Source organism: Actinoplanes sp. NPDC051343, assembly GCF_044455125.1.
GTDB lineage: Bacteria > Actinomycetota > Actinomycetes > Mycobacteriales > Micromonosporaceae > Actinoplanes.
On record NZ_JBITEL010000015.1, the window covers coordinates 90,234 to 103,567 of the forward strand.

Genomic DNA, 13,334 nt, shown 5'->3' on the forward strand with positions numbered 1-13,334 from the left:
CGCTGCCTGCGGGTGCCAGCCTAGTCCGGCTCCGGTCACCCCTCATCGCTCCGCGACGGTGATCGGCGATTCGACCCATCGGCCATGATGCACCACATCGTCTACCGGGCGATGCCCGCGCTTAAGTGACGGTGACCTCTTGTCGTCCGCCCGATATCCGACGGTCAGGGTGCCGATGGGGGCAAATTCGTCCGGTACGCCGAAGGCCTTCTTGAAGTCGGGGATGGTCACCGGCGGCAGCCCGAAGAAGCACGACCCGAGCCCCTCGTTGACCGCGGTGAGGTGCATCAGCAGCGCGGCGAACCCGGTGTCGATGTCCCAGTAGGGCACCGGCCAGCGCGCTTCGTCCCGGTCCGTCCACCCCTTGTCGGGTTCGGCGTACCGGTCGAGGTAGGCCGATTTGTTGGAGAGGCAGACCACGAGCAGCGGCGCGGTGCGGATGCGCTCGAGCCATTCCCCGCGCCAGCCCTCCTCGGCCTTGCCGCCGGTGGTGACCGCCCAGTAGAGGTCGCGGTCGGCGGGCTCGGTGAGGACCAGGAAGCTCCAGCCCTGGGAGAACCCGGCCGACGGCGCCCGCAGCCCGTGGTTGACGATCTTGTCGATGAGTTCGGGCGCGAGCGGGCGGTCCGGGTCGTAGCGCCGGATCATCCGGCGACGGCGTACTACCTCGTCGAACTCCATCAGGGCCGGATTCCCCAGGAGGCGGTCCAGGTCTCGCCCGGTTCGAGGACGATCAGGTCGCGGCCGGTGCGGAACGCGTCGGGCGGGCAGGTCATCGGCTCGATCGCGACCGACCGGCGGAACCGCTCGCCGTGCAGGGTGTCGCCGGAGAAGACCTGCCAGTACTTGAACTTGTCGTCCGCCCAGACGGTGACCTTGGCGTCCGAGTGCGGGTCGGCGATGGTCACCTCGGTGATGCCGTTCGCGTCGTGATCGATGTCGCCGAACGTGGTGTCGAGGACCTGGATGCCGATGCGGCGGGGCTCGGAGTAGTCGTAGTCGGTGCCGGCGACCTTGACCGCGCCGATCGGCAGCAGCCGGGCGTCGGCCACAATGCGGGTCTTCCCGGGCACCTGCAGCAGCGTTTCGTCGACCGACACGCCGGGGAGCTGAAGGTACGGGTGGATCGAGTAGCCCCAGGGCGCGGTGGTGCCGCTGTTGTTGACGACCTCCTGGTCGCAGCGCAGGCCGGCGGACGAGACCGACCAGCGGGTGCGCAGCCGCAGCCACCACGGGTAACCGATCTGGGCCGGCACGTCGACCTCGAGGATCACCGCGTCGGCCGACTGCTCGACCGCGCTCCACCGGGACCAGTTGACCAGGCCGTGGATCGCGTTGTGCCGGGCCGGCTCGGTCAGCGGCAGCTGGTACGTCTGGCCGCCGAACTCGTAGTGCCCGTCGCGGATGCGGTTGGGCCAGGGGGCGAGGATCTGACCGGCCGACGCCGGCGACACCTCTTCGGTCGAGAACCCGTCGAGGACCTCGGTGTCACCGACCGAATAGTGGCGCAGCACGCCACCGACCTCCACGACGACGGCGCGATGGCCGTCCGCCTCGATCGACCACTGCGTTCCGGATGTCGCGGCTACCACGCTCGTCATGGGTTGGACATTATCGGTTCGGTCCGGTCGGCGAGGAAGGTGGCCGATAGCGGACGAGGGCCGGGAAGACCAGGGCGAGCACCACGGCCAGGCCGGCCGCGACGAAGCCGCCTCCGGCCCAGGACGCGGTCGAGCCGGTGAGTGACGCCGTGGCGCCGGCCCGCAGGTCGCCGAGCCGGGGGCCGCCGGCGACCACGACCGTGAACACGCCCTGAAGGCGGCCGCGGAGCTGGTCGGGCGCGAAGACCTGCAGGATCGATTGTCGATAGACCGCGCTGACCAGGTCGGCCGCGCCTCCCACGGCGAGCAGCAGCAGTGCCAGCCAGAGCTGGTGGGCGAACCCGCTGAAGCCGATCGCGACACCCCAGGCGACCACCGCGCCGACCAGGGCCACGCCCTGCCGCTTCACCCGGCCGATCCAGCCCGAGAAGATGCCGCCGACCACCGAGCCGACCGCGATGGCGCTGAACAGGTAACCCACCGCGGCGCTGCTGTGGAACCGGTCGGCCGCCACCTCCGGGAACAGCGCGCGGGGCATGGCGAAGACCATCGCGATGATGTCGACCCCGAACGAGAGCAGCAGCACCGGCTGGGTGACCAGGAACTTGAGGCCGCCGATGACGCCGCTCAGCCCGGCGGTCGGCCGTTGCATGCCCTCCTCGTGCTCGACCGGCGGGATCGCCGGGAGCCTCCAGGTCGCCCAGAACGAGATCGTGAACAGCGCGGCGTCGACCAGATAGGCCGCGACGACGCCGGTGTGTGTCGAGTACGCCCCGAAGATCAGACCGGCCGCGAGCGGACCGAGCACGCCACCCGCGGTCGTAGTCGTATAGCTCAGCGTGTTGGCCGACGGCACCAGCGGACCGGGCACGATCCGCGGGATGATCGCCTGCCGGGCGGGCGAGCTGACCGCGAAACCGGCCGACTGCACCGCGGTCAGCCCCAGCAGCAGGTAGCCGCTGTGTGCCCCGGCCAGGGCCTGCACCAGCAGTCCGACGGTCGACAGCCAGGCCAGGGTCGAGCTGGCGAGCAGCAGCTTGCGCCGGTCGACGACGTCGGCCGCGGCGCCGCCCCACAGCCCGAAGATCAGCAGCGGGACCAGGCCCGCGATGCCGATCAGGCCGACCCAGGCCGACGAGTGCGTGATGGCGAACATCTGCACCGGCACGGCCACCGAGGTGAACTGGAAGCCGAAGTACGCGACGCCGTTGCCGACCCAGAGGCGGCGGTAGGCCGTCACGCGCAACGGCCGGATGTCCATCAACGCCGATTTGTGCTGCTCGTGCTCCTCGACGACCTGCTCGGTCGACTCGACGGACTCCTGGCTCACGGGGCCAGCCTCTCCACGATCCAGCCCCGTTCCCCGGTGCGCCGGTAGCGCAACCGGTCGTGCAGCCGACTGCTGCGGCCCTGCCAGAACTCCACGGTCGCCGGATCCACCCGGAAGCCGCCCCAGTGCGGCGGCGCCGGCACCGGTCCGTCGCCGAACCGCTCGACCGCCGCGCTCAGCCCGGCCTCGACCGCCGCCCGGTCGGGCAGCACCCGCGACTGCGGGCTGGCCCAGGCGCCGAGCTGCGAGCCGCGCGGCCGGGAGGCGAAATAGGCCTCGGTCTCGGCCCGGCTCACCCGCTCGACCGGCCCTTCCACCAGCACCTGGCGCTGCATGGGGAACCAGGGAAAGACCAGGCTTGCGTACGCGTTGGCGGCAAGCTCGCGGCCCTTGCGGGACTCGTAGTTGGTGAAGAAGACGAAACCACGCGTGTCGTACTCCTTGAGCAGCACCGTACGCGCGGAAGGGCGACCGTCCCGGTCGGCCGTCGCCACCACCATGGCATTGGGTTCCGGCAGGCCGAAGGCCGCCGCGTCGGCGAACCAGACCGCGAACTGGGCTGTCCAGTCGGCGGCCAGCCCGGTCTCGAGCAGGGCCTCGTGCTGCGCGTAATCGCGGCGCATCCCTGCGGGTGAGGGGGGTTGCAGACTCACCACGCTCCTAGCTGACTCTCGGTCATCACCGTAAGTCGCCGCGAGCCGTCCGTCAGGTCGGTCAGGATGGGATGTCGCGGAGAGCACACTGCGCGACCTCGACCACCCGGTACCCGACGGGGAAGATGAAACACTTACCGGATTTAGTCGCAGCCGGATTGAGCCGCAGGGAGTGCCGTGACCGATTTCAAACCCGGACTCGAGGGCGTGATCGCGTTCGAAACCGAGATCGCGGAACCCGACAAGGCCGGTGGCTCGCTGCGCTACCGGGGCGTCGACATCGAGGACCTGATCGGCCAGGTCTCGTTCGGCGACGTCTGGGGTCTGCTGGTCGACGGCCGGTTCGGCACCGGCCTGCCGCCCGCCGAGCCGTTCCCGGTGCCGGTGCACTCCGGTGACATCCGGGTCGACGTGCAGTCCGCGGTCGCCATGCTGGCGCCCTACTGGGGGCTGTCCCAGCTCCTCGACATCGACGACGCGCAGACCCGCCGCGACCTGGCCCGGGTGTCGGTGACCGCACTGTCGTTCATCGCCCAGGCGGCCCGCGGGCTCGGGCTGCCGGCGGTGCCCCAGAAGGACATCGACAAGGCGGGGACGATCGTCGAGCGGTTCATGCGGCGGTGGCGGGGTGACCCGGACCCGCGGCACGTCAAGGCCGTCGACGCGTACTTCATCTCGGCCGCCGAGCACGGCATGAACGCGTCCACCTTCACCACCCGGGTCGTGGCCTCGACCGGCGCCGACGTGGCGGCCTGCATCTCGTCCGGCATCGGTGCGCTCTCCGGCCCGCTGCACGGCGGGGCGCCGTCCCGGGTGCTGCACATGATCGAGGCGGTCGAGCGCGGCGGCGACGCCGAGGGGTACGTCCGCGGCGTCCTCGACCGCGGCGAGCGGCTGATGGGCTTCGGTCACCGGGTCTACCGGGCCGAGGACCCGCGCGCCCGGGTGCTCCGCCGGACCGCCCGCGAGCTGGGCGCGCCCCGGTTCGAGGTCGCCGAGGCGCTGGAGCGGGCCGCGCTGGCCGAGCTGCGGGCCCGCAAGCCCGACCGGGTGCTCGCCACCAACGTGGAGTTCTGGTCGGCCGTGGTGCTCGACTTCGCCGAGGTGCCGTCGCACATGTTCACCTCGATGTTCACCTGCGCCCGGGTCGCCGGGTGGAGCGCGCACATCCTCGAGCAGAAGCGCCTGGGCCGCATCGTGCGCCCGAGCGCCCGCTATGTGGGACCGAATTCGCGCAAGCCGCAGGACGTGGAGGGCTGGAACGCTCTCGCCCATAATGAGTCGCTGTGACTGACATCCGGATTCCCGACGAAATCAAACCGGTCGACGGACGGTTCGGCTCCGGGCCGAGCAAGGTCCGCCCTGAGGGCGTCGAGGCGCTGTCCGCGGTGTCACGGACATTCATGGGCACCTCGCACCGCCAGCGCACGGTCAAGGACCAGGTCGCCCGCCTGCGCCGCGGCCTGGCCACGTTCTTCGGCCTGCCTGACGGCTACGAGGTGATCCTCTCCAACGGCGGCACCAGCGCGTTCTGGGACGCCGCGGTCTTCGGCCTGATCCGCGACCGGGCCCAGTTCGCCGAGTTCGGCGAGTTCGGCGCGAAGTTCGCGAAGGCCGCCAAGGACGCGCCGTTCCTGGCCGACCCGACCGTGCACAGGGCACCGGGCGGCGAGGCGGCCTTCCTGACCGCCGAGGCCGGCGTCGACGTGTACGCGTCGGTCCACAACGAGACGTCGACCGGCGTCGCCGTCGGAGTGCGCCGGGTAGCCGGGGCCGACGAGGGCGCGCTGCTGCTCACCGACGCGACCTCGGGCGGTGGCAGTCTCGACGTCGACCTGCGCGAGACCGACGTCTACTACCTGGCCCCGCAGAAGGCGCTGGGTTCGGACGGCGGCATCTGGCTGGCGCTCATGTCGCCGGCCGCGATCGAGCGGGCCTTCGAGATCAAGGCGACCGGGCGTTACATCCCGCAGTTCCTCGACCTGGTCACGGCCATCGAGCAGTCCCGGCTCGAGCAGACCTACAACACACCGGCGCTGGCCACGGTGTTCCTCGCCGCCGAGCAGGTCGACTGGATGAACGCGCAGGGCGGCCTGGCCTGGGCGGCCAAGCGGTCGTCGGAGAGCGCGGCCGCGATCTACGGCTGGGCCGACCGCAGTTCGTACGCGACGCCGTTCGTCGGCGACCCGGCGCTGCGGTCGCACGCGGTCGCGACGATCGACTTCGCCGAGGGCGTGGACGCGGCCGCGGTGGCCAAGGTGCTGCGGGCCAACGGCATCGTCGACACCGAGCCCTACCGCAAGCTGGGACGCAATCAGCTGCGGGTGGCGCTCTACCCGACCGTCGACCCGGCCGACGTGACGGCCCTGACCGAGTGCATCGACTACGTGGCCGAGCGGATCTGAGCCCGGCCGGCCGCCATCGCGAGAGGCGCGTTGCGGCCCGCACCCGGCAGATCGTCGCGTCGACGAACCGGGTTCGGGCCGCCTGCTTGCGGGTAGGGCTTCGGGCGTACGCCTGAAGGCTTTTAAGATCATCTTGGCTGCTCAATGAATTAATAGACGGCGCGCCTACCTCCATTGGGTGATCGGGGCGCGTAGCGTGTTCCCAAGCGCGCCCGGGTGGCTGACTCTCGGGAGCACAGCCCAACGGCGCCAACGCGACGAGACGGAGGCAACGCATGCGGCCGGTACGCTTCGTCGCCCTCTCCGAGGACGGTCAGGCTCTCGTGCTCGCCGACGAGGTGGGTCGTCTCCTGGCACTTCCTCTCGACGACCGGATCAACGGCGCCCTCAATCAGGAGACGCATCCGCCGCACTCCGGCGGTTCGCTCGCCACGATGGCGCCCGAGATCACCGCATCGCTGTCGCCGCGCGACATCCAGGCCCGCATCCGCTCCGGCGAGTCGGCCGAGGACGTCGCCCGCATCGCCGGTGTCCCGGTCGACCGCGTGCTGCGTTACGCGGGCCCGGTGCTGCAGGAGCGGGCCATGCTCGCCCAGCACGCCCGGCGCACCCGCCTCAAGACGTCCGACTCCGGCGCGCCGCTGGCCGACGTGGTCGACAGCCGCCTGGCCCAGCACGGCATCGACGCCGAAAAGATCTCCTGGGACGCGTTCCGCCGCGAGGACGGCACCTGGCGCATCGTCGCGACCTGGCCGTCCGGCAAGGCGACCGCCCAGGCGATCTGGGACCTCGACAAGGGTCGCCAGGTGGTCTCGCCCCACGACGACATGGCGCAATACCTTTGCGCCGAGCGGCCGACCCAGATTCTCGGTCAGGACCCGGTGCCCGAGCGCGGCTTCGGCGGCGACCGGGGCTTCGGCGCCGACCGTGGCTTCGGTGCCGACCGTGGCCACGGCCTGCCCGGTCCGGCCCGCGGCAACGAGCCCGCTCGCGGTGGCCACGGGCTGCCCGCGGCCGAGCCGGTGTCGGCGCCGCGTCCGGTCCGCGATCCGATCCGGTCCGGTCGCGACGCCCTGCTCGCCTCCCTCGATCGTCCGCTCGGGGGTCAGACTCCCGGTCGCGGTCTCGACGCGGGGCCGTCCGAGTCCCGGCGCCCGGTCGCCGGTGGCGCCGCGGCGCTGCTCGGCGGTTCCGGTTCGGCCTTCGACGACGACGCCGACCTGCCCAAGGAGGTGCCGGCCGTGCCGTCGCTGGCGGTCCTGCGGCCGCGGCGCACCGTCGGGCAGAACCAGCCGGCCGAGAGCGACGAGGCGAAGCCGCGCAAGCGGCTGCCGAGCTGGGACGACGTGCTGTTCGGCGGCGGGCCGGCGGCTCGCGAGTCGTCCTGAGATCGGTTCAGCGCAGGGTCACACCGGCCGCTTCGAGCGCGCCCTCGACCCGCACGCGTTCGATCTCGCGGTCCATGCCCTCGAGCGGCTCCAGGTGCTCCGGCACGCCCACGCAGCGGCAGGCCCGGCAGAGCCCGTCGTCGTAGGCCTGCAGTACGGCCTCCAGCCACCGCTCCGACTCGAGCGTCGGACCACCGCGGCGCTGCCGGTCGAGTCGCCGCAAATCGCGGGCGATGTCATCGATCGCCTGGGCCGGGGCGTCGTCGAGCAGCGGCGGCCCTTCGCGGTGCTGCATGGCCCGGTCAAGCTCGTGCAGGGCCTGCGTTTCCTCCAGCGGGCGGCGGGCCCACTCGCGGCGGCGCAGGGCGACCTCGTCGGCGGCCCGCAGAGCGATCAGCGCGCACGGGAGAGCGAACAGCGCCACGACCGCTGCCCCCCACATCGCCGCTTCCGTCAGGCCCACGGAACCGACGTTATGCCTCGGGCTCAAGCGGCCGGAATAACCGTTCGGCCGACTCGAGATGCCAATCTACCTCGGTATACCTCTCCTGGGTGATCGACAGCGACCCGTCAATCGGCTACGTGTCAGTCTTCAGACTTTAGAAGGCGTGCGGTCCTCCAACACGTCGGCGACGACCGGAGTGGAATCAAGGGCGTCGATGGCGCCGGCGGACCGCACCTCGAGGCGCGGCCGCGGCGACAATCGCACGCGCAAGCGGTCCCCGCTGGTGCGCAACTGCCACGCCAGCGCCGCCAGCGACGCGATCAGACAGACCAGTCCGGCTCCCCAGATGCTCGACGGCACCCCGAACCGCTCCCCCCACCAGCCGGCCAGGGACGCCCCGATCGGTGTCGAGCCGAGGAAGACCAGCACGTAGAGGGCCATCACGCGGCCCCGGAACTCGGGGTCCACGCCCATCTGCACCCGGTGGTTGGCGGCCTGGGCCAGGAAGATCGAGAAGAACCCGGTCGGCACCAGCAGCAGAGCCGCGGTGACGAAGTTCGGCGAGAACCCGACGATGAACTCGAGGACGCTGAACGCGATCGCGGCGAGCAGGACGACGTACGCGCCCGGCCGCGCCCGCCGCAGGCTCCCGACCAGCGCCCCACCGAGCGAGCCGAGGGCGAGGCAGGTGGTGAGGAGTCCGAAGGACGACGGTCCGGCGTGGAAGTTGATCTTTGCCAGCGAGGCCAGCGTGACCGGGAAGTTGAAGCCGATCATGCCGATGGCCGCCATCACGCCGATCGGCAGCAGCAGGTCGTTGCGCTTCCAGACGTACTGCAGGCCGTCCAGAATGCGGGTGTCCTTCTTGCCCGGGCGCTCACCGCGGTAGAGATCGGCCGGGCGCATCACGGCGTAGCTGAACACCGGGGCGATGGAGAGTGCGGTCGCGATCAGGAAGACCGGGCCGGTGTGAAAGAGCGCGAGCGCGACGCCGGCCAGGGCCGGGCCGCCGATCCGGGCGGTGTTGAAGGTGGCCGCGGAGAGCGCCAGGGCGTTCGGCAGCAGCGGCTGTTCGACCAGTTCGGAGACGAAGGACTGGCGTACCGGGGTCTCGATGGCATTGGCCACCCCGAGCAGGGCGGCGAAGAGGAAAACGTGCCAGAGCTCGACCGCCCCGCTGGCGACCAGCAGCGCGAACACGATCGCGGTGGCCGCGAAGACGGCGTTGGCGGCGATCAGCAGGAACCGCTTGTCGTACCGGTCGGCCAGCTTCCCGGCCCAGAGGGTGAGCAGCAGCACGGGGGCGAACTGGAGGGCCGAGACGCCACCCAGGGCGCCCGGCGAGTTGTGCGAGAGGTCGAGCACCAGCCAGTCCTGCGCGGTGAACATCATCCACACGCCGATCAGCTTCACGAGCTGGCCGGTGGCGAACAATCGATAGTTGCGAACCCTCAGGGACCGGAATGTGGTGCTCAGTACTGCCCGCACGCGGGCCTCCGTTCGGTCGTACGCGTCATCGTCGCGTGACGAAGCGCGCCGACCGTGAGCCGTCAGGACCGGGCGACCTGCTGCATGATCTCGGCCGCCCGGAACAACACGTCCCGATCCTCGGGCCCCAGTTGTTCCAAGTGCTCGGACAGCCAAGCATTGCGGGCCAGCTCGAACTGGGCATAGATCGCCCGCCCCTGTTCCGTGGGCGCCAGGATCACCTGCCGCCCGTCGGTCGGGTGCGGGGACCGGATCACCAGCCCCCGCTCCTCCAGCTTTCCGACGATCTTGGTCATCGTCGGAGGCTGGACCCGCTCGATGTCGGCGAGTTCCCGCGGGGTCAACGCACCGGCCAGCAGGATGCTGGTCAGCGCGGAGAGTTGACCGAAGGTGAGATCACCGACCGGGCGTGCCTGCCGTACCCGCCGGTTGAGGCGCTGTATGGCCTCGCGCAGCGTCTTGGCCAGATCGTCTGCCGTTCGGGGCTCCGACACCAGCCGCTCCATCACGATACTTAGCCTAGCTAATGAGCTAGGCTAACGACATTGAAAACGCCTATGACCGCAGTCACCGGCAGGCATTTTAGAGCGTCCGACCGGTGATCGTTTAGTCTGACCGCGTGACTGAGCAGCGCAAGCCGCGCGTGGAGCCGCTCGACCCGCCGATGGTCCCGTTCGCCGTCGGCGGCATGATCGGTTTCGCGGTGGCCGCTCTGGTGGTGTGGCTGGCGCACGGACCCGACCGATGGCTCGACATCTGCATCGCCGGGTTCTTCGTCGGCATCCCCGGTTTGATCACGATGATCGTGCACGACCGGCACCGTCGCCGGCGCCGCGCACTGACACACCCGGAGTTCCGCGTCACGTCCTAGCTGTGACCGTAGTCCTCGGCCGGCTCGTCCGACTCGACCGAGCCGTGGCCGCGGCTGACCGCGACCGACTCGACCTCGCTGTCGTCGTAGACCGTCGGAAGCTCGTCGACCGGCGGCTCGGAAGTGCCCATCAACGCCTCGGAGTGCGCGCCGCAGCCGTGATCGGCGCTGACCGCCCGGCTGTCGTCGGGGGCGTAGAGGTTGCCGCAGACGCCGAACATCGACCGCATCGAGCCGGCCAGCGGGAGGTAGAACCCGCAGGTGCCACAGCGGGCGTTGCGCGGGGCAGCGGTGGAGATCGGCGCCTCGGGGCCGGAGTCACCGTCGTACCACCTCTGGGCGGTCTCGATGCGACCCTCGAGGGACATCACCCGCGACCGGCCGAGGCCGAGTTCCCAGCTGACCTCTTCGACCGCCGGATCGTCGCTGAGCACATAGCCCTGTGCGAGCCGCTCGTCGTCCGGCGCGGTCGACATGAGGTCGCCGACGCCCAGGTCGCCGGGTTGCAGGCGCTCGTTCCACGGCACCCAGCCGGGGGCGAGCAGCGCGTCGGGGCCGGGCAGTAGCACGGTCTCGCAGATCGTCACATGGCGACTGCGCGGCGCCCGGGTGACGGTGACCGCCCAGCGCCATCCGCGGTAGCCCGCGAGATGACTTTCGAAGAAGTGGGTCACGACACGGTCGCCTTCGGCGATCGCGTCGAGATGTTCACCGATGTCGGCCGGATCGACGTCGGTGATCGCGCCGCGCGCGATCCCCACCGCATCGGCACAAACCTGGTCGAGACGGGCAGCGCGAGAGGTGGTCCTGGTCGTCACGTATCCATTGTCCCCTACTCGCACGGCTTGTCCGCAGCGACTCCCCCAGATAACCGGCCCCCGGGAGGCGACGCGGGTCGCCTCGATCAGTCAGGATGGTTCCCATGCCGCTGCTTCCTTCGATCGGACGCACCGTCGGCACCGCGGTCAAGGCCACCCGCATGCTGGTGCGCGGTTCGGTGCGCTCCGGCGCGTGGGCGACCCGCCGGGTCGGGTCGGCTCGCGCCCGCGGCGCCGCCGGCGAGATCGGCATGATCCGGCTCTTCGACCTGCACGCGGTCTCCTGTGCCGGCGACGCGCTGATCGCCATCGGACTCGCGGGCACAATCTTCTTCAACGTGCCGCTGGGCGAGGCGCGCGGCAAGGTCGCGCTCTACCTGCTCATCACCATGGTGCCGTTCGCCCTGCTGGCGCCGGTGGTCGGCCCGCTGCTCGACCATTTCCGGCACGGCCGGCGCTATGCGCTCGCGGTCACCATGCTCGGCCGGGCCTTCCTGGCCTATGTGATCTCCGATCACCTTTTCGGCTGGGGACTCTATCCGGCGGCTTTCGGGGTGCTTGCGCTTTCCCGGGCGTACGGCGTAGCCCGCTCGGCCGCCGTCCCCCGACTGCTGCCGGAGGGCGTCGGCCTGTCCCAGGTCGGCGCCCGGGCCAGTGTCTACGGCACGTTCGCGGGCGCGGTGGTCGCCCCGATCGGCCTGCTCGCGTTCAAGTTCGGTCCGCAGTGGCCACTGCGGGTGTCCTCGATCATCTTCATCGTCGGCATGGTCATCGCGCTCCGCCTGCCCCCACGCGCCGACTCCGATCCGCCCGAGGCGGTCCCCCAGCCATGGCGGGCCATGCTGCGCCTGGGCCGCGGCGCCGACCGCCCGTTGTCCGGCAAACTCGTCGTGGCCAGCCTGATCGGCAGCGCCAGCCTGCGGCTGCTCTACGGCTTCCTGCTGCTGTTCCTCACCTTCGTGGTGGTGGGAAACCAACTCGACACCCACATCTTCGGCACCGACGTCGGCCACAAGGCGGCGGTCGGCGTGGTCGGCGGCGCACTCGCGGTCGGCACGTTCCTCTCCACCGCGGTCGGCACCCGCCTGCGCATCCGCCGCCCGCTCGCCCTGCAGGCGGCCGGCCTGACCGTCACGGCCGCCGTCGCCGTGCTGGCCGCCGTCTTCTACAGCCTGCTCATGGTCGCGCTGTTCGCCCTGATCACCTCCATCTTCAGCGGCATCGCCAAGCTGGCCATCGACGCGAGCATCCAGGAGCGAATCCCCGAGCGGCTGCGGGCGAGCGCCTTCGCCCACTCCGAAACGGTCCTGATGATCGCCTGGGTGACCGGCGGGGGAATCGGCCTCATCCCGCTGCCGGGCCGCCTGGGGGTCGCGCTGGGCGCGCTTCTCGCGGTCGCAGGAGCCGTACGCGCCGGGATAGTCGCCACCCGCCTCCACAACGAGCGCCTGAGCGGCCGTTCCCACGACACCGAGCCCTCCGCCGCCGCCGGAGAAACCGCCCCGTCAGAGCCCGCCCGCGCCACCGCTGGCCCGTCGGCCGGAGCCACCGCTGGCCCGTCGGCCGGAGCCACCGCTGGCCCGTCGGCCGGAGCCACCGCTGGCCCGTCGGCCGGAGCCACCGCTGGGCCGTCAGGCGGAGCCACCGCTGGGTCGTCGGGCCGAGCCGCCGGCGGGTCGTCGGGCGGAGCGACCACTGGGCCATCGGGCCGAGCCGCCGGTGGGCCGTCAGGGGGAGCCGCCGGTGGGTCGTCGGGCGGCATCGGGGGTTCGTGGGCCGAGCCGTCGACCGCCGAACGTCGCCGAAGCGCCCCGGCCGACCCGTGGCCCGAGGCGCCGACGGTGCCCGAGCGAACCCGACCCAACCCGCCCCATCCCCGCAACGCTTCGACCTCCGACCTCCCACCGGCACCGCCCCGGCGATCCCGTGGGAGCGAACGGGTGCCACCTCCACCGGCCCGCGGTGGCGCGCGAGGGCCCGCACGACCCGCCGGGTCCGGCCTGGCACCGCCGGCTCCGGGCGCTCGGGCCACCGACCGGCCGATCGACCCGACGCTGGTCGACCCGAAGCCGGCCCGCAAGGGCTGGTTCGGCCGCCGCAAGGACAAGGACGTGCCGCCGCAATCGCCGGGAGATTCGACCCCGGCCGCTCCGGTCCCGGCCGCTCCGGTCCCGGACGACCTGCCGGCCGACCCCGCTCCCACCCAGCCCGATCCGGCACTGGCCCCGCCCGGCTTCCACGTCTACCGGCCGACCTCGACCGGGCGATCCACTCCGGGCACCCCTCCTCTGCCGGACGACGAAGACGACCTCTGACGGCAGTTATCCACAGGCAC

Annotated in this window: 12 protein-coding genes and 1 pseudogene; 5 read left to right on the plus strand and 8 right to left on the minus strand. The window is 71.3% G+C overall.

Annotation, left to right across the window (positions count from 1 at the left end; all coding sequences use genetic code 11):
- Window positions 1-42: 42 nt before the first annotated feature.
- The 4 genes from ACIA5C_RS38780 to pdxH all read right to left on the minus strand — a co-directional run bounded on the left by ACIA5C_RS38780 (window position 43) and on the right by pdxH (window position 3,554).
- Window positions 43-681: a nitroreductase family protein gene (locus ACIA5C_RS38780; protein ID WP_396064253.1), complete on the minus strand. Its 639-nt coding sequence runs from the start codon at window positions 679-681 to the stop codon at window positions 43-45.
- The gene (locus tag ACIA5C_RS38785) at window positions 681-1,601 is read right to left on the minus strand and encodes an aldose 1-epimerase family protein (RefSeq protein WP_396064255.1); all 921 of its coding nucleotides are present in this window, start codon (window positions 1,599-1,601) and stop codon (window positions 681-683) included. Before ACIA5C_RS38785 ends, ACIA5C_RS38780 begins: the two co-directional genes overlap by 1 nt.
- A gap of 10 nt (window positions 1,602-1,611) precedes the next feature.
- The gene (locus ACIA5C_RS38790; RefSeq protein WP_396064642.1) at window positions 1,612-2,862 is read right to left on the minus strand and encodes an MFS transporter; all 1,251 of its coding nucleotides are present in this window, start codon (window positions 2,860-2,862) and stop codon (window positions 1,612-1,614) included.
- Window positions 2,863-2,927: 65 nt separating this feature from the next.
- Window positions 2,928-3,554: a pyridoxamine 5'-phosphate oxidase gene (gene pdxH / locus ACIA5C_RS38795; protein ID WP_396064644.1), complete on the minus strand. Its 627-nt coding sequence runs from the start codon at window positions 3,552-3,554 to the stop codon at window positions 2,928-2,930.
- A gap of 207 nt (window positions 3,555-3,761) precedes the next feature.
- Here pdxH and ACIA5C_RS38800 point away from each other — a divergent pair, with 207 nt between their 5' ends.
- From ACIA5C_RS38800 to sepH, 3 genes are all read left to right on the plus strand, one after another.
- Window positions 3,762-4,874 (plus strand): citrate synthase 2, encoded by a 1,113-nt coding sequence (locus ACIA5C_RS38800; RefSeq protein WP_396064258.1) that lies wholly within the window; start codon window positions 3,762-3,764, stop codon window positions 4,872-4,874.
- Complete coding sequence (gene serC, locus ACIA5C_RS38805) at window positions 4,871-5,989, plus strand: phosphoserine transaminase (RefSeq protein ID WP_396064260.1); 1,119 nt, start codon at window positions 4,871-4,873, stop codon at window positions 5,987-5,989. Before ACIA5C_RS38800 ends, serC begins: the two co-directional genes overlap by 4 nt.
- Window positions 5,990-6,264: 275 nt before the next feature.
- On the plus strand, window positions 6,265-7,377 hold the full coding sequence (sepH, locus tag ACIA5C_RS38810) for a septation protein SepH (protein ID WP_396064263.1): 1,113 nt from the start codon (window positions 6,265-6,267) through the stop codon (window positions 7,375-7,377).
- 7 nt (window positions 7,378-7,384) lie between these two features.
- Here the strand turns inward: sepH and ACIA5C_RS38815 are convergent, their stop codons facing one another.
- The 3 genes from ACIA5C_RS38815 to ACIA5C_RS38825 all read right to left on the minus strand — a co-directional run bounded on the left by ACIA5C_RS38815 (window position 7,385) and on the right by ACIA5C_RS38825 (window position 9,816).
- Entirely contained in the window at window positions 7,385-7,840 is a 456-nt protein-coding gene (locus tag ACIA5C_RS38815) for a hypothetical protein (protein ID WP_396064265.1), read from the minus strand.
- 129 nt (window positions 7,841-7,969) lie between these two features.
- Window positions 7,970-9,310, minus strand: a complete 1,341-nt coding sequence (locus tag ACIA5C_RS38820) for an MFS transporter (RefSeq protein WP_396064267.1) — start codon at window positions 9,308-9,310, stop codon at window positions 7,970-7,972.
- A 62-nt stretch (window positions 9,311-9,372) separates the two neighbouring features.
- On the minus strand, window positions 9,373-9,816 hold the full coding sequence (locus ACIA5C_RS38825) for a MarR family winged helix-turn-helix transcriptional regulator (RefSeq protein ID WP_396064646.1): 444 nt from the start codon (window positions 9,814-9,816) through the stop codon (window positions 9,373-9,375).
- A 113-nt stretch (window positions 9,817-9,929) separates the two neighbouring features.
- Here ACIA5C_RS38825 and ACIA5C_RS38830 point away from each other — a divergent pair, with 113 nt between their 5' ends.
- On the plus strand, window positions 9,930-10,181 hold the full coding sequence (locus tag ACIA5C_RS38830) for a DUF2530 domain-containing protein (RefSeq protein WP_396064269.1): 252 nt from the start codon (window positions 9,930-9,932) through the stop codon (window positions 10,179-10,181).
- Here the strand turns inward: ACIA5C_RS38830 and ACIA5C_RS38835 are convergent.
- Entirely contained in the window at window positions 10,178-10,999 is an 822-nt protein-coding gene (locus ACIA5C_RS38835) for a DUF3027 domain-containing protein (protein WP_396064271.1), read from the minus strand. The genes ACIA5C_RS38830 and ACIA5C_RS38835 overlap by 4 nt on opposite strands.
- Window positions 11,000-11,103: 104 nt before the next feature.
- Between ACIA5C_RS38835 and ACIA5C_RS38840 the strand changes: the two are divergent.
- Window positions 11,104-12,636: pseudogene (locus tag ACIA5C_RS38840) on the plus strand (MFS transporter); the annotation flags it as partial.
- Between the last annotated feature and the right edge of the window lie 698 nt (window positions 12,637-13,334).